Consider the following 15,312-nt stretch of genomic DNA (forward strand, 5'->3'; position numbering starts at 1 on the left):
CATCTTTTCCACCCACGTCCCTTCTTCCTGAGAAAAAGTACTCCGCACCTGGACTCTTACACCATAGACCTGAGAAAAGTCAACTGAACGAATTTGTAATACCTTGGCACCTAAATTCGCCATCTCGGACATCTCATCATAAGATATCCGATTGATTTTCCTGGCTTGGGGCACTATCCTTGGGTCAGCAGTATATACCCCATTTACATCGGTAAAAATCTCGCAATATTCAGCAGATAAAGCTGCCGTCAAGGCACAAGCAGTAGTATCGCTCCCTCCACGACCTAAAGTCGTGATATCATAATCCGAACTCATCCCCTGAAAGCCAGCAACAATGACCACCTTGTTTTCATCAAGGTGACGAAAAACCCTTTGGGGATCGATGGTTATAATCTTCGCCTTGGTATGGAAATTCGAGGTATGAATGCCGGCTTGCCCGCCGGTCAGAGCTATCGCTTCCTGACCTAAAGCATTGAGCGCCATGGAAAGCAGGGCAATAGATACCTGTTCCCCGGTTGATAGAAGCATGTCTAATTCTCGATCGGGTGGCGAAGGGTGTATTTCTCGTGCCATTTCCATCAGCCGGTCGGTGGTTTTTCCCATGGCTGAAACCACCACCACCAAGCGATGTCCTTGATCCACATAGGATTTTATCCGGCAAGCTACCGATTTTACCTTATCCAGATCGGCTACTGAAGATCCACCATATTTTTGTACAATCAGACTCATGTTTGTTTCACTCGAATTCCTTGCTTCTGCCAATTTACTTTTTTTATAACCAGATTATTGGTACCTTTTTGAGCAAACAGTTCACTGATCTTTTTTTCATCGGAGGAGGTGATCGGTTCCCGAAGCATCAAGAGTATCGTCGAGCCCGAACCACTAATAACCGCCTCTCCCTTCCCCTTCTGATGTAAATAATCACGGACTTCAAAAAAACCCGGTATTTTTTGCCCCCGAAAGGGCTGATGAATAGCGTCATCCAGGGCAGAAAAAAAGCCTTCCCGATCTTGACGACAAATGCTCCCCATCAAATAGGCAATTCGAGATAAATTAAAGATGACATCTTCTCGTGAATAGTTAGCGGGAAGAATCTTTCTCATTTCCTCAGTAGAGAGGGTATATCCCGGAATACAAGCAACGAGATAAATAGTATCAAAAAAGGGGAATTTTTGATAGTGTATTTGTTCACCATTTTTCATGGCTATCGTTAAACCACCAACCATGGCAGGGATGACATTATCAGGATGCCCTTCAATCTGAGTGGCGAAATGAACCATATCTTGAATTGAAAGTACCCTTCCATTCAACTCGTTAACAGTGACTACCGCCGCGGAAATACAAGCCGCGCTACTTCCCAACCCCCGGCAGACTGGAATCTGGTTGAATGCTTCAACTTCCAAGCCTTGTTCGGGAAAATTCTTCATTTTTGTAATCTTTTTAACGGTTTTAAAAAATAGATTCCGATCGTCTTCGGGGAGACAACTTTCTCCTTCGCCTCGATTTCGTATAATATATTTGTTCTCTTTAATGGGTTGAACTCGAACAGTATAAAAGAGATCCAGAGCCATTCCCAAGACATCAAATCCACATCCTAAGTTGGCGGTGGTTGCCGGTATGCTGACTTCAATCATGCTTTTCTCCAGATAATCCAAGGCGATCAACGATTGCCTCTTCCGATGCTTCCAATTCTTCGATTCGATCCCGGCATTGTTCTATGGCGATATCAGGATCTTTCAGCCCGTGACCGGTGAGTACACAAACAACCGATTCATTTCCCTGGAAAAATCCGGCTTGATTTTTTTTCAATACACCAGCCAAAGAAGCCGCTGAAGCAGGCTCAACAAATAATCCTTCTTCCCCGGCTAACATTCTCTGCGCTGAAAGGATTTCTTCATCGGTTACCGCTTCAATGCTCCCCCCCGACTCATCGCGGGCGTTGATTGCCCCTTTCCAGCTGGCGGGATTCCCAATCCGTATTGCCGTGGCAACGGTATGAGGTTTTTCAACCGGTACCCCAGTTACCAATGGGCAAGATCCTTGAGCTTGAAACCCAATCATCTTGGGTAGGACATTGATTTCTTTTCGGCTAAAAAGTTCTTTAAAACCCTTCCAATAGGCGGTTATATTCCCAGCATTGCCAACCGGTAAAGCCAGATAATCAGGCACCCCTTGCATCCAATCAACGATCTCGAAAGCGGCGGTTTTTTGGCCCTCAATTCGAAAGGGATTGATGGAATTCACCAATGCCACCGGATAATGCGAGGTTATGGAACGGACGATCGTCAAAGCCTCATCAAAATTTCCCTTGATAGCAATAACCCGTGCTCCATGCATCAATGCTTGTGAGAGCTTCCCTAAGGCAATTTTACCCTGAGGAATTATGACGATACAGGCAACTCCCGCCCGCCGGGCATAAGCAGCCGCTGAAGCAGAAGTATTCCCAGTTGAAGCACACATGATCACTTTCTTCCCTTCTTCAACTGCCTTAGCAACTGCCATGACCATTCCACGGTCTTTAAAGGAACCAGTTGGATTCATTCCTTCAAATTTAAAAAAGAGAGATTTTAATTTTAACTGCTTAACAATATGTTGAGACCGGATAAGAGGAGTATTCCCTTCCTGTAAAGTTAATTCCGGTGTCCTAGGAGCTACAGGAAGATAGTCAGCAAAATGCGAAATAACACCAGGCCAGTACAAGAGCATGCCTCCTTGATCATATTAAAATAATTGTGATAAAGAATATCATAAAATCCTTGATTTGTAACATCTTGATTTCTTTTCGCCAAGATTTCCTTACCAATCGGTTTCATTGACAGAACCGACTAAAAATCATACTATTTTGATATCCTTAGAAAGGTAGTGTGCTATCTCATGAAAATTTCAACCAGAGCTCGTTACGGATTAAGATTATTAGTCGATTTAGCCGAACATTCAGGGAAAGACCCGGTTAAATTAAAAGATATCTCTCAACGTCAGGGCATATCCCTCAATTACCTTCGGCAGCTTATCATGCCCCTGGAATCGAATAAGATCGTTCGAAGCATCCGTGGAAACCGAGGTGGATATCTATTAGGGAAAAAACCTGAAGAAATCAACCTGCTGGACATCATGAACCTGTTAGAAGGCCCAATTGATTTAGTCGATTGTGTTCATAACAAAAACCTTTGCCAAATATCGGATACCTGTCCTACTCGTAAAATATGGGTAGAAATATCGGAAAAAATGGAGCAGTCACTCGTCCAAAAAAGTTTGAAAGATCTGATGGAAAATAACGAAATACACAACTAAATATTAAAACAGGGGGTCGAAATCGATTGTCCAAAAATTACCTGCTGGTCCCATTCTTTTTAGCTTTGATTGTTATAGGATTAGGACTCTCCGGAATTGGGTCGGTCGTTCCCGAAATGACCAAACAGTTTGGTGTCACCTCAGCTGTGATGGGACGGGTATTTCTGTTTCATGGATTGGGGTACTTCATTTCCATCATGATCGCCGGTTTTTTAGGTGACATTATGCAAAAATCTTTCCTGCTTCGGTTGGGATTGTTAATCAGCGCTTTAGGATTTGCCGGAATCGCTTCTTTTCAAGGTTTTTCCCCAGTAATCCTCAGCTTCATGGCAATGGGTATTGGGCTTGGTTTTCTGGACTGCATGGTGAATCCAATTTTAACCGAAATATTTACCAAAAATCCCGGCACCATTCTCAATATTGTCCATGCTTTTTACGGCCTTGGCTCTCTATCTGCTCCTCGACTCTATGCTTTTTTAAGTCAACGACAATATAACTGGCAGAATTTTTATACGTTGGTAACAGTTATCACCGTGGTGGTTTTTATTCTTTTTCTCCTCCCCTTTCTCCCCAAAAGTCAGGGGAAAATGGGATTTCGAAATATTTTAAAAATTTTCCGCTATCGGGCCTTTTGGTTCATGGGAGCCATAACCATGTTCTACTCCGGAGGAGTAACCATCCTGAATGGATGGTTAGTGTCCTATTTCAAAGAAAAAGGATTATCAGTCCCAATTGGAGCGGTTTACCTATCCTTTTTTTGGCTGGGATTAATGGTTGGTCGTTTTGTCCTTTCCTGGATGGTTGATCGAATCGGTCATCTCCGTATGATCCAGCTTAATACCATTGGAGGAATCATTTTTGCAGCTTTAACCATCAGTCTTCCCATATCAGCCATTCTCACCCCTACTCTTCTCTTCTTAACCGGTTTCATGCTCTCAACGATTATGCCGACTACTCTCACTTATGCAGTGGTTAATTACCCAGAAACTGCCTCAACCGCTTCCGGATGGGTCTTAACCAATAATGGGATTGCTACGCTCTTATTTCCGTGGTTTGGAGGAATATTAGCCTCACTCACCAGTTTCCAAACCACTCTGTTGATGGTGCCGATTTTGCTCATCATTATGCTTTCTTTTCAATGGCTCTTAGCAGGAGAAATCAAAAAAGTCCAGAAATCCCCAGTCAAAACCGTTCCCAGTGGCTAATAGGCATAGACTCTACCGTAAGGGCGAGTGGTGGTTGGAAAAACCTTAACGAAGTCATCGCATTTTAACTCAGGAATTTCTAAGCTAAGGTCAGCAGAAAATTCCTGAAGGTACAAATCAAAATCTTCGGGAGTCGGTTTTTCAATGCCGATTCCCGGACCAGCCTGTTCCGGTTGGAATCGCCCACGAATAAACAACTTCCCTCCATTCATTCCCGAAGCAATGAATTTCCCTACTGGGGAACAATTTGAATCGTAACCCAAACCTAATACCACTATTAAACCACCGGCCATATACTCACCAAGAAAATCTCGGCTCGAGCCACCAATCATGATAACTGGATAATCGTCAATGATGGTGTCACCCGACATTCTCGATCCGTCTTGGTTGAGAATGCCAACCAAGGCACATCCGGAAGGTATGCGGTAAAGTTGGTCCTCTCTCATGATTTCTTCACCTCGATCCTTTTTAAAATCAGTGAACAGTGATGAGAAAAATTTCGCCCTTTCTTTATTTTTTCCCATCAAGGGAGAAAGAATTATGGTGTTGCATCATCCAGAGGTTTCGTTATCGGAAGCCGTGAGGATCTGCTGCCCATTTCCTCGGTTCTTCAATATCACCGCTGGTTAAAATTCAAGAATCAAGACCTGACCCCAGAAATTACCTCCTTTGTCGATAAAAAAAGGGCGCTTTGCTCCAACAACGGAGCAAAACGCCCTTGTCTCAATCTTAATGTCCAACACTGGACAATTTTTCTTTATAAAATATAAATAATTTAGATTTCTTGATAAACTAAAACGTCTTAATAAAATTGTAAAAAAATTCTAATAAAAGTGAGTAGTCCTGTCAATTGGAATAACTCAATTTTTTTAATAACGAGTCAGGCTTAAATAAAAACGAGTCAGCAAAATGCCGATATAAGCTAAAAGGTAGGTAATAAAAACAATATTAATTAAAAATCCGACTAGAGGGATAAATCGAATTAACCAAACCAGGAAATAACCAATCACTAATAATGCCAAGGCAAGGATGAAAAATGCAAATACTTCAGCCAGATTTTCATAAACCATACGGAAACTGGTTTTTATGGCACTAAAAGGGTCGTCTCCGCTAATCACTATTGCCGGTAAACAAAAAATTAATAAGAAAGCCAGAAAAAAACCAGCGAAAACAAACCAAACCGAAAAGAATCCAATTAATAATCCCAGACCCAGACAAGCTAAAAGAACATCCGAAAATCGGCTCTGGATAATGCGGTAAACCCGTCGAAAATCGATCAGATTACGGTATTGATAATCCCAGACCAAAGCAATAAGAAAACTCATCCCGAGAAACACGGTAAACATTCCAGCAATTCCTAAACCAGCCAGAGTAAATGATTGTAGGTAGGAGGATATCCATACCAACCGTCTCCCCGGGGTCATGTATAGTATAAGAGAAAAAATCAATGCCGGCGCTGCTGTGGTGAGAATAAACGATGGGCGACTGATTAAAAGACGGAAACTACTCTTGGCTTCATTCCAGAACTCTCGGCTATTAATCATGTTCTTCTCCTATGGGAAAATATTCGACTCAGTTCATATTACTATCATTCATGGGTCATGACAAGTTTTTTACCGAGAAAATTTGAGTTGATGGTATAATACCAAAAAGAAGCATGCCAACCAAAAAAGGGGGATGTGTTTTGAGAAATTTTTTCATGATTTGGTTTTTGATCTTAATCCTTCTTCTGCTCTTTTGTCCAACCAGCTTCGCTTTAGATGCTTTTGATCAAGCACAAATTTATTTAGAAAGTGGGGACATTGACCGAGCCATTCAAATTTTGAAACCTTTAACCAATTCTTCAAATGAAGATGAGCTCTCTCAGGTGGTTGAGGTTTTGTATACTCTTTTCAGTGAAAAAGGCCAAAACCAGGACGCGATTCATGTTCTCCAAATTTTTATCGAAAAATTCCCCCGAACTCAATCAGCCTATTTGTATCGATATTGGATAGCCAAAACCGAAGAAGATAACAAAAAATATCAGGAATCTTTGAAACTTCTACAAAAAATTGTCGCTGAATATCCCACCGATATTGGTGATCCTTTTAATATCCGTCAGCAAGCGATGGAAGATATAGCTCACCATCAAGAAAATTATTTTGGAAACTACACTGAAGCTATCAACAGTTATTTAACTATTTTATCCCAATATCCTGATTTTGAAGAAAAATCGAGAATTCTATTACAAGTTGCTTCCTGCTATGAAAAAATGAATCAATTCGATAAAGCCATGGAATTCTATCAGAAAATTCGCTTTCAAGAAACCGATCCTTATTATCTTGATCTGTCTGAATTGAGAATTGAATATCTTCAATCGGATCCAACTTGGACAAGAAAAAATTCAGCAATTTTAATCAAAGAGCTTGGAGATGCTTTTGCTAAAAAAGACCTTCAGGCTATCGAAAGTTTAGCTAAAAAAGGCGATTTTTGGACGGGTCAAATGTTCAGTGAATTTGAAATTGTGAGATTTTCCCAAATTATTCCCTATTTTTCAACCTATTTAACTCAATCTACCCTCCAAATCCACCCGGCTGAAAAGAAGGAAAATGAGTATTATATTCTAAAAATCACCTCTTGGGGCGATCCTGACTTTCCAATTCTTTATCTCTATATCGAGAAGGGAATTTATGGATGGGAATGGAGCAAAATTGTCCTGTCCAATCCTGAAATCGAGTGTCAGGTAAACAACTTTGATGATACCTAACCTGAAATAAATTTGATATTATTCATTTTTTTTGTAAAATAGAAGGAGTAACTTAAAGTCAGCTAATAATTATAGAATACATATTGATTAGATAATGATATATCAGCCCTCGAAACACCAAGCTGAATCCTCCTCATGTTAGAGGAGTTGAAGGTAACAATTCCTCTGGGGGAGGTTTCATGCCACCTTCTGATTAAAAAAGGTTATTAACTTTAATATATTGTTCTATTCCACAATATACATATATTTATTACCAATGAGGTGATTTTGTGCAAAAACGAGAAGCCTTAAAAAAAAGGACAACCTTTGAAACCGATATTGAAATATATATTCTTCTTGATGGTCAGCGGCAAATCGAACTTGACCTTCCGATTCCTTTTTTTCCTCATTTATTGAAAAGTATGGCATTTTATGCTGATTGGGATCTCAATATAAAAGCTCGTGGTGATGTTGAAGTTGATTTTCACCATCTGGTTGAAGATATTGGGATTGTGTTGGGCGAAGCCTTTCGAACTGCGCTTGGGGAAACAAAAAATATTCAACGTTACAGTACTCAATTCATTGCCATGGATGAGGCTTTGAGTATGGTCTCTATTGATGTTGGTGGTCGATCCTTCCTTAATTACGATGTCTCAATTGGTTCTCAAAAAGTTGGTGATTTTGAGGCTGATCTGATAGAAGAATTTCTAAGGGCTTTTACCAACCACGCACACATTACTCTTCATGGCAAATCATGGTGGGGTAAAAATGGACACCATATCTTAGAGTCTCTTTTCAAGGCTTTAGGAAAAGCTTTTAAAGAAGCACTGATATTAAATGGTAATACAATTCCCTCCACCAAAGGAATCATATAGGAGAATATTAAAAATGATTGTTATTATTGATTATGGAATAGGTAATTTACACAGCGTATCAAAAGCTTTAGAAAAATTAGGGTTTGAAAACCAAATCAGCAAAGATCCGGATTTGGTTGAAAAAGCTCCTGCTCTTATCCTTCCTGGGGTCGGATCTTTTGGTGAAGCGGTTGAACAAATGGAAAAAAATAACCTCATTGATGTTATCTGCAATTCAGTTCAAAAAGGAAAGCCAATTTTAGGCATTTGTTTAGGGCTGCAATTGCTTTTTGAAAAAAGTCAAGAATCGACAAAGAAAAAAGGGTTATCATTCATCGAGGGAGAGGTACGGAAACTTCCTCCAACCAATAAAGTTCCTCATATGGGGTGGAATAAAATTCTTTTTACCGAAAACAACCCGCTCTCGGGATTGATACCCGATGGCCGTTTCTTTTATTTTGCCCATTCTTATTACGTCGTACCGGAATCGAAAGAAAGTATTGTGGGAATCAGCAATTATAACGTGGTTATTCCGGTCATTATCAACCAAGATAATATCTGGGGCGTACAATTTCATCCAGAAAAAAGCTCAAAGTGGGGAATCCATTTTCTTGAAACCTGGGCAAAGAGAGTTATCCCATGATTTTACCCATTCCAGCTATTGATATTATCAACGGGCAGTGTGTTCGCCTGGAAAAAGGCGACTACTCACAAATGAGTATTTACAGCGATTCCCCTCTTGACATGGCGCTGTACTGGGAAGGAAAAAACGCTCCGATGCTTCACCTGATCGATTTAGACGGTGCAAAAATTGGCAAACCAGTTAATTTATCAATATTTTCGAAGATCATTCAATCGGTTCATATTCCAGTAGAGGTTGGTGGTGGTATCCGTAGTCTTTCCACTTTCCTCTCCTATCTCGATGCTGGTGCTCAACGGTTAATCTTTGGAAGTGTCGCTGTCCAAAATCCCAAACTTGTCGAGGATTGCATCAAAAGAAGCCAAGAAAGCGTTGTAGTGAGCATTGACTCCCGAAACGGTTTGGTTGCCCTGCAAGGTTGGACCGAAAAAACCACCATATCCGCCGTCGATCTTACCAACAAGTTAAAAAATTTGGGTGTGATCAATTTTATTTATACTGATATTGAGCAGGATGGTACTCTTCAGGGAGTGAACCTCAACCGTATTCAAAAATACCTTCAAGAAACTGAAGTCCCAACTTTCATTGCCGGAGGAGTTGCCACTTTCGAGGATGTGTTACAACTTAAAAAATTAAAACCTTGGATAAAAGGTATTATCTTAGGAAAAGCACTCTATTCGGGTGCATTACAATTTGAAGAAGTTCAGAAAATTCTTCAGGAGGAAGAAAAGTGCTCGTTAAAAGAATAATCCCCTGTTTAGATGTCAAAGAAGGAAAGGTTGTCAAAGGAATCCACTTTGAAAATCTCAAGGATGTCGGCGATCCGGTCGAGCTGGCCAAACGCTACGAAGAAGAAGGTGCTGATGAATTAGTATTTTTAGATATCACCGCATCCTATGAAAAAAGAGAGACTATGGTGAAGATTGCTGAAAAAGTTGCCCAGAACATCTACATGCCCTTTACCGTAGGTGGTGGAATCAGTACCCACGAACATGTCAGCAATCTTCTCAAAGCAGGAGCCGACAAAGTATCTATCAATACGGCAGCAGTGCTCAATCCCGATTTGATATCTCAACTGGCTGAAAAATTCGGAAGTCAGTGTGTCGTAGTTGCCATTGATGTCAAAAAAACCTGGGACCGCATTACCCGCCGCAGCTATTGGGAAGTCTACATTAATGGAGGGAGAACACCAACCGGGAAAGATGCCATAGCCTGGGCAAGTCAAGTCGAAAGCCTGGGCGCCGGTGAAATTCTTCTCACCAGCATGGATACCGACGGAACACAAAATGGTTATGATTTATTTCTCACCAGGAAAATCGTTGATGGAGTAAAAATTCCAGTAATCGCTTCTGGTGGAGCTGGAAAATTAGAACATCTTCTGACGGTTTTTCGTGAAGGAGGAGCCGACGCTGCACTGGTCGCTTCAATTTTCCATTATAAGAACTTTACTATTCAGGAAGCTAAAGCCTTTCTTAAAAAACGTGGAATCCCAGTAAGGATTGAAGAGCCATGATGAAATCCCTGATTGAGAATCTTCATTTTGATGAAAATGGCTTGATTCCAGCAATCATCCAAGATGAAAAAAGTGGCAAGGTTTTAATGATGGCGTATATGAATGCCGAAGCTTTGGAAAAAACCATCACCACAGGTAAAACCTGGTTTTATAGTAGAAAAAGAAAAACCTTATGGAATAAAGGGGAAACCAGCGGCCATTACCAACTGGTAAAAGATATTTTTATCGATTGCGACCAGGATACTCTCCTGATAACGGTTGAGCAAAAAGGAGCTGCTTGTCATACCGGATTCAACTCTTGTTTCCATCGCCAGGTTTCAGAAAAAGGAATATCTTCAACTCAATCGGAATTGCCTCCTTATGCATTAGCATCATTCCCACAAGAACTTTTTGATGTCATTCAAGAACGAGCTAAGAACCCATCAGCACAGTCTTATACTAGTAAGCTTTTGCAATCGGGAAAAGAAAAAATTCTACGGAAAGTTTCTGAAGAAGCGACTGAAGTCCTGCTGGCTTCATTAGAAAATGATGAACAAAAAAAAGAACATTTACAATGGGAAATAGCTGATCTTCTCTATCACCTTTTGGTCCTCATCCAGCATGAAAAATTAAATTGGTATGATATTATGAATGAGCTTAAAAAAAGACGAAAGTAATCAAGAAAGAATTCAAATTTCCCTCCTCCCACTCGCTCTCGATCTTTTTCTCCTGGTGGGAGAATACTTTCTTCTTTTTTCCTCTCCCCTGGTGGGAGAGGATTAAGGTAAGGGGGAACTTGGATAATCTCCTTGAGCTATATTTCAAAACACTAAACCTGGATCTCAATCACAGGTCTCACCCTCATCCTGACCTTCTCCCATCAAGGGAGAAGGAATAGACAAAACAGAGTCTGAATGAATTATAATATTAAAAAATGGAATATATAATTCATTCTTTAATCTATTGAATAGGTATCTCTTCTTTAAAGTTCGAAAATCTCTTGAATTGAAAAAAACGATATGATATTATGTATGCCGTCGCGTGGGTCCATAGCTCAGCGGTAGAGCAGTCGGCTCATAACCGATCGGTCCCTGGTTCGAATCCGGGTGGGCCCACCAATTTAAAAGAATTAACAATAACCCTATGGCAACTCTACAACAATTACTTGATTTTTTTGAATATCTATATCCGTCCCACTTTGCCCTGCCTGATGACCGAACCGGCCTTCAAATCAAGGGCGACCGGAGTCAAATTTCCCGAGTTTTAGTTGCACTGGAACTCAATCAGGAAGTTTTTCTCAAAGCCCTGAAACATCGAATTGATTTTTTATATCTCCATCACCCTCCAATCTGGAATCCATTGTTTACTTTAACCATTGATGATCCCTGGTGCCGGATGATAACTCGACTTTTTCACGAAGGAATAAGTGTTCTTGCCCACCACACCAACCTTGACATCTACCCTGGAGGAATTGCTGATCAGTGGGTATCGATCCTTCAGCTCCAAGGGAAGGTGAAGTCGCTTTCCCCAAAATCGAGCGCCAGCTTTAAAATCATAACCTATGTCCCACCTAATTATTTAGAAACTGTCGCTCAATCTCTTTTTCAAAGTGGTGCTGGGGTTATCGGTCAATATCGATCGTGTAGTTTTCAGATCGAAGGCATAGGTACTTTTCTTCCCATAGAAGGAGCTCAACCTTTTTTAGGAAAAGTTGGAAATAGGGAAAAAGTCAAAGAAATCCGGATTGAGGTTACCTTCTCAGATCCGAGACTCATCAATCAGTTGGTTGATGCCATTAAATCAACTCATCCCTACCAAAATCCGGTAATCGATATTTATCCACTATGCTCTAACAGTTCTGTTTTTGAAGGCTTAGGTCGTTTAGTTGTTTTAAATCAACCTTTAAAATGGAAATCTTTTATTAAGTACTTAAAACCGTTGTTAAAAAATGAGTCCTCTCTTTTCAATCGGAAAGATTTTGGAAACTCTACCCTTCAAAAAATTGCCTTATGCCCTGGTAGTGGTGGAAGCCTTCTTGATAAAGTGATTTTGGAAAAAGCGGAGGTTTATATAAGTGGTGATTTAAGTCACCATGAAATTGAAGAGTTAAAACTCTATCAAATTGAATATATTCCAGTTCCTCACGGAGACGGAGAAAGACTCGGGTTAAAGATGATCTTTGCAAATCTTAAAAACTCTGCTCTTGAGCACTTGCCTGAGGTAGTGTTTCTTTTTGAGGATGAACTAGACGGAGAAGACTCCAAAATCTCGGGTTAAATACGAAAACTTAATAGTAGTACCAGCAGTTTTTTGTAGATTTTATTGACAAAACCATAGATTAACCATCACAATAAAGGAAGATTTTTTACCTTAGGAGGTTGCCTTTGCTCAATATCTTCGAATGCCTAACTCATCTCCAAAATCTCGATGGAATTATCCTCAATCAAAAAAAGAAAATTACCCAAAAGAATGAAGAAATTCGAAAAACACAACAAAATATCGAAAACAAAAAAATAGAGTGGGAAGACTACCGAAAGGTATATGACAAAGAAAGAATTGAATTATCTCGGTTAGAGCTGGAGCTTAAAGATGTTGAGGAAAAATTAAATAAATCGCAAAATCGGCTATATAGTGGCGATGTTCAGTCTGGGAAGGAACTGAGCCAATGGAAGTCGACCATGGAAAACTACGAAAAAACCAAATCTAATCTTGAAGATTATGTCATTAATCAAATTGATAAAATCGAGGAAATGAGAATTAAAGAAAAGGAAAAAGAACATCAGCTTTTCATTCAACGATTTGAAAAAGATATTGTAAGTCTAAAAAAAGATATTGAGAAAATTAAATCTGACCTTGCCAACAATATTCAGCTGAGAACCGAGGCCATCCAGAATATCCCTGAAGAGGTCCTTTCTCTATATGAGGAGTTACGGAAGAAATTTTCTGATCCAGTTGTGGAAATGGATGGTGATACTTGCCGAGGATGTCATTTGGGACTTCCCTCCTCGGTTGCCAAGAGAGTAAGAAAAAAAGAAGAGATTATTCAATGTCCAAACTGCCAACGTTTAATTTTCTATAAGTAGTTTTTGAAGAATCCATTTTCTTTTCCGCTTAATCTCAAGAAAACTGGTTTGTCTATATTGATCATAAATTTCTTCTTCGATATAGTCTTGATTTTCAAGAGAAACCCTCCTACCAATTGGTGGTATCAGATAAAAAATAAAAACATATACTCAATAACCAAATCCCGAACCATCTCCCTTTATCCAAAGGGAGAGATCTTTATGCGGATTTCTCTTTTTCGTAATTTCGTAATTCATAAATTTTATTCAACTCACGACTCACATCTCACGACTTAATGGATTTATGGATAGTGTATAATAATAAAGGGAAGGTCAGGCAACCGCAGGCGAAAAACCTGAGGAAAGTCCGAACTCCACAGAGCAAGGTACTGGATAACGTCCAGCGAGGGTAACCTCGGGAAAGTGCCACAGAAAAGCAAACCACCTTGGTTTTTTTACCAAGGTAAGGGTGAAAAGGCGAGGTAAGAGCTCACCGATCACCGGGTAACCGGTGTATCTGGAAAACCCTACCTGGAGCAAGGCCAAATAGGAAGGAATGAGGCTGCTCGCTGACCTTCGGGTTGGCTGCTTGAGGAACCGGGTAACCGGTTTCCCAGATAGATGGTTGCCGTTCTCTTTTGAGAATACAAAATTCGGCTTATCGATCTTCCCTAAAAAAAAGAGGGATTAAGTTATCAAAAAGATAACTTAATCCCTCTTTTTTTAAAAGTTGCCAATTAATAGTTATCTTTTTCGCAATATCGAATGCATAGCAATAGATACGATGACAATTAAACCGTATATCAGCTGGGTCCAGAATCCGGTCATACCAATAGCAATGATTCCTGCTTCTAAGCATCCTAAAATAATTGCACCGATAAAGGTACCAAAGACAGTCCCCACTCCTCCATCAACTGGTGTCCCACCTAAATATACAGCAGCTATAGTTTTTAATAGATATCCCTGACCAAGAGTCGGCCAGTAATAGGTTACTTCAAGACTAGCAAGAATACCTGCAAAAGCAGCAAATAAGCCCATTTGGGTAAAAACAATCATTTTTATCCAGTCAACGTTAACCCCCATTACTCGGGCACTCTCCGGATTATCTCCGGTAAAGTAAACATGGGCACCGAAACGATGGCGATTTAAAAAAAACCAAATAAAGAAAGCTATGATCACCGTCCAGATCATCTGAGCGGGAACTAAGCCTCCTAATCTTCCAACTAATAATTTATAGATAAAACTGGTTTTGGTCGGAACCAATGTTTTCCCCAAACCACCACTAACTACCGCAGTAGCTCCCGCCCAAAAAAACTGAGTACCAATGGTGGTTATCATGGACGGAAGCTTGAGCTTGACAATCAATAAGCCATTCATCAACCCGGCACCCAACCCAAAAACCAAAGCCAAAAGTAATCCGATACCCGGACTTCCGGTTCGATGGTAGATCACAGTAAATGCCCAACCGGCAAAACCCATGATCGAAGGAAATGAAAGGTCCATCTCACCAGAGATGACTACCAGAGTTAAAGACAAGGCCATAATGGCAAAGAAGGGGATGGTTGACATAAAAGAATAATAAATATTATAGGATAAAAAAGTTTGGGGGCTTCCTATGGTAAAAAGGATAAAAATCCCAAACAAAACGATGATTACGCTGATTTGAGATTTATTTTCTCTTAGTAATGCCGATCTCATAATCTCCTCCGTACATCCTCAAAAAATGGTACCATTAGATTTTTCAAGTCCCAAACCAATTCTATTTTAAGAGAATCTTCACCTCTGGTTTTTAAGATCAACTTTAAGGCATTTTTGATTGCATTTCATCCTGGAGTTGATCACAAGCAACAGTTGAAGTTCCATTTTCATTTAATTTCCCCGTTCGAGCCACCAAATAAAGTCGGTTAACCAGCTCTTCTAAAGATATTTCATCCTTTCGAAATTGCCCAACAACACTACCTCGGTCAAGGACTACAATGCGGTCGGCAACCGGATAGACATGATAGATATTATGGGTAATAAAAATACATGATTTACCCTTCT

The 15,312-nt window shown here is 40.1% G+C and carries 16 protein-coding genes, 1 tRNA gene, 1 other RNA gene and 1 pseudogene; 12 read left to right on the forward strand and 7 right to left on the reverse strand.

What is annotated here, in order from left to right; translation table 11 throughout:
• The 3 genes from PLK24_RS02950 to thrC form a co-directional block, all read right to left on the reverse strand.
• Positions 1-729, reverse strand: a 729-nt coding sequence (locus PLK24_RS02950; RefSeq protein ID WP_324476275.1) for an aspartate kinase, incomplete at its 3' end; no start/stop codon positions are given.
• Positions 726-1,634 (reverse strand): homoserine kinase, encoded by a 909-nt coding sequence (thrB, locus tag PLK24_RS02955; protein ID WP_324476276.1) that lies wholly within the window; start codon positions 1,632-1,634, stop codon positions 726-728. The genes PLK24_RS02950 and thrB, both read right to left, overlap by 4 nt.
• Positions 1,627-2,700, reverse strand: a complete 1,074-nt coding sequence (thrC, locus tag PLK24_RS02960; protein WP_324476277.1) for a threonine synthase — start codon at positions 2,698-2,700, stop codon at positions 1,627-1,629. The genes thrB and thrC overlap by 8 nt, the downstream gene beginning before the upstream one ends.
• 174 nt (positions 2,701-2,874) lie before the next feature.
• Here thrC and PLK24_RS02965 point away from each other — a divergent pair, with 174 nt between their 5' ends.
• The gene (locus PLK24_RS02965; RefSeq protein ID WP_324476278.1) at positions 2,875-3,291 is read left to right on the forward strand and encodes an RrF2 family transcriptional regulator; all 417 of its coding nucleotides are present in this window, start codon (positions 2,875-2,877) and stop codon (positions 3,289-3,291) included.
• Positions 3,292-3,317: 26 nt separating this feature from the next.
• Complete coding sequence (locus PLK24_RS02970) at positions 3,318-4,496, forward strand: MFS transporter (RefSeq protein WP_324476279.1); 1,179 nt, start codon at positions 3,318-3,320, stop codon at positions 4,494-4,496.
• On the opposite strand, the gene PLK24_RS02975 is transcribed toward PLK24_RS02970, so the two are convergent.
• Both PLK24_RS02975 and PLK24_RS02980 read right to left on the reverse strand, forming a co-directional pair.
• Positions 4,493-4,942, reverse strand: coding sequence for a GltB/FmdC/FwdC-like GXGXG domain-containing protein (locus tag PLK24_RS02975; protein ID WP_324476280.1), 450 nt, complete (start codon positions 4,940-4,942; stop codon positions 4,493-4,495). The genes PLK24_RS02970 and PLK24_RS02975 overlap by 4 nt on opposite strands.
• A gap of 423 nt (positions 4,943-5,365) precedes the next feature.
• Positions 5,366-6,040 carry a hypothetical protein gene (locus PLK24_RS02980; RefSeq protein WP_324476281.1) on the reverse strand — a complete coding sequence of 225 codons (675 nt, stop codon included), beginning with the start codon at positions 6,038-6,040 and terminating at the stop codon, positions 5,366-5,368.
• A gap of 140 nt (positions 6,041-6,180) precedes the next feature.
• Here PLK24_RS02980 and PLK24_RS02985 point away from each other — a divergent pair, with 140 nt between their 5' ends.
• From PLK24_RS02985 to rnpB, 10 genes are all read left to right on the forward strand, one after another.
• Positions 6,181-7,242 carry a tetratricopeptide repeat protein gene (locus PLK24_RS02985; protein ID WP_324476282.1) on the forward strand — a complete coding sequence of 354 codons (1,062 nt, stop codon included), beginning with the start codon at positions 6,181-6,183 and terminating at the stop codon, positions 7,240-7,242.
• Positions 7,243-7,511: 269 nt separating this feature from the next.
• Positions 7,512-8,096 (forward strand): imidazoleglycerol-phosphate dehydratase HisB, encoded by a 585-nt coding sequence (gene hisB / locus PLK24_RS02990; protein ID WP_324476283.1) that lies wholly within the window; start codon positions 7,512-7,514, stop codon positions 8,094-8,096.
• Positions 8,097-8,109: 13 nt separating this feature from the next.
• Positions 8,110-8,718: an imidazole glycerol phosphate synthase subunit HisH gene (hisH, locus tag PLK24_RS02995; RefSeq protein WP_324476284.1), complete on the forward strand. Its 609-nt coding sequence runs from the start codon at positions 8,110-8,112 to the stop codon at positions 8,716-8,718.
• Positions 8,715-9,464 (forward strand): 1-(5-phosphoribosyl)-5-[(5-phosphoribosylamino)methylideneamino]imidazole-4-carboxamide isomerase, encoded by a 750-nt coding sequence (gene hisA, locus PLK24_RS03000; protein ID WP_324476285.1) that lies wholly within the window; start codon positions 8,715-8,717, stop codon positions 9,462-9,464. Before hisH ends, hisA begins: the two co-directional genes overlap by 4 nt.
• The gene (hisF, locus tag PLK24_RS03005) at positions 9,446-10,228 is read left to right on the forward strand and encodes an imidazole glycerol phosphate synthase subunit HisF (protein WP_324476286.1); all 783 of its coding nucleotides are present in this window, start codon (positions 9,446-9,448) and stop codon (positions 10,226-10,228) included. Before hisA ends, hisF begins: the two co-directional genes overlap by 19 nt.
• Positions 10,228-10,884 (forward strand): bifunctional phosphoribosyl-AMP cyclohydrolase/phosphoribosyl-ATP diphosphatase HisIE, encoded by a 657-nt coding sequence (hisIE, locus tag PLK24_RS03010; RefSeq protein ID WP_349770648.1) that lies wholly within the window; start codon positions 10,228-10,230, stop codon positions 10,882-10,884. The genes hisF and hisIE overlap by 1 nt, the downstream gene beginning before the upstream one ends.
• 366 nt (positions 10,885-11,250) lie before the next feature.
• Positions 11,251-11,325, forward strand: a tRNA-Ile gene (locus PLK24_RS03015).
• Positions 11,326-11,350: 25 nt separating this feature from the next.
• Complete coding sequence (locus tag PLK24_RS03020) at positions 11,351-12,484, forward strand: Nif3-like dinuclear metal center hexameric protein (RefSeq protein ID WP_324476288.1); 1,134 nt, start codon at positions 11,351-11,353, stop codon at positions 12,482-12,484.
• Between the two features lie 107 nt (positions 12,485-12,591).
• Positions 12,592-13,290, forward strand: a complete 699-nt coding sequence (locus tag PLK24_RS03025; RefSeq protein WP_324476289.1) for a zinc ribbon domain-containing protein — start codon at positions 12,592-12,594, stop codon at positions 13,288-13,290.
• Positions 13,291-13,594: 304 nt separating this feature from the next.
• Positions 13,595-13,946: RNase P RNA component class A (rnpB, locus tag PLK24_RS03030), an RNA gene on the forward strand.
• A 67-nt stretch (positions 13,947-14,013) separates the two neighbouring features.
• On the opposite strand, the gene PLK24_RS03035 is transcribed toward rnpB, so the two are convergent.
• Positions 14,014-14,967 carry an ABC transporter permease gene (locus tag PLK24_RS03035; RefSeq protein ID WP_324476290.1) on the reverse strand — a complete coding sequence of 318 codons (954 nt, stop codon included), beginning with the start codon at positions 14,965-14,967 and terminating at the stop codon, positions 14,014-14,016.
• A 103-nt stretch (positions 14,968-15,070) separates the two neighbouring features.
• Positions 15,071-15,312 (reverse strand): annotated as a pseudogene (locus PLK24_RS03040) (sugar ABC transporter ATP-binding protein); the annotation flags it as partial.

This window comes from Atribacter sp., from assembly GCF_035418125.1.
GTDB lineage: Bacteria > Atribacterota > Atribacteria > Atribacterales > Atribacteraceae > Atribacter > Atribacter allofermentans.

What these genes read in the sequence shown, in the direction of transcription:
- thrB (WP_324476276.1), bottom strand. Translation starts at nt 1,634, where the DNA reads ATGATTGAAGTCAGCATACCGGCAACCACCGCCAACTTAGGATGTGGA.
- PLK24_RS02965 (WP_324476278.1), top strand. Translation starts at nt 2,875, where the DNA reads ATGAAAATTTCAACCAGAGCTCGTTACGGATTAAGATTATTAGTCGAT.
- PLK24_RS02975 (WP_324476280.1), bottom strand. Translation starts at nt 4,942, where the DNA reads ATGAGAGAGGACCAACTTTACCGCATACCTTCCGGATGTGCCTTGGTT.
- PLK24_RS02980 (WP_324476281.1), bottom strand. Translation starts at nt 6,040, where the DNA reads ATGATTAATAGCCGAGAGTTCTGGAATGAAGCCAAGAGTAGTTTCCGT.
- hisH (WP_324476284.1), top strand. Translation starts at nt 8,110, where the DNA reads ATGATTGTTATTATTGATTATGGAATAGGTAATTTACACAGCGTATCA.
- hisA (WP_324476285.1), top strand. Translation starts at nt 8,715, where the DNA reads ATGATTTTACCCATTCCAGCTATTGATATTATCAACGGGCAGTGTGTT.
- hisIE (WP_349770648.1), top strand. Translation starts at nt 10,228, where the DNA reads ATGAAATCCCTGATTGAGAATCTTCATTTTGATGAAAATGGCTTGATT.
- PLK24_RS03020 (WP_324476288.1), top strand. Translation starts at nt 11,351, where the DNA reads ATGGCAACTCTACAACAATTACTTGATTTTTTTGAATATCTATATCCG.
- PLK24_RS03035 (WP_324476290.1), bottom strand. Translation starts at nt 14,967, where the DNA reads ATGAGATCGGCATTACTAAGAGAAAATAAATCTCAAATCAGCGTAATC.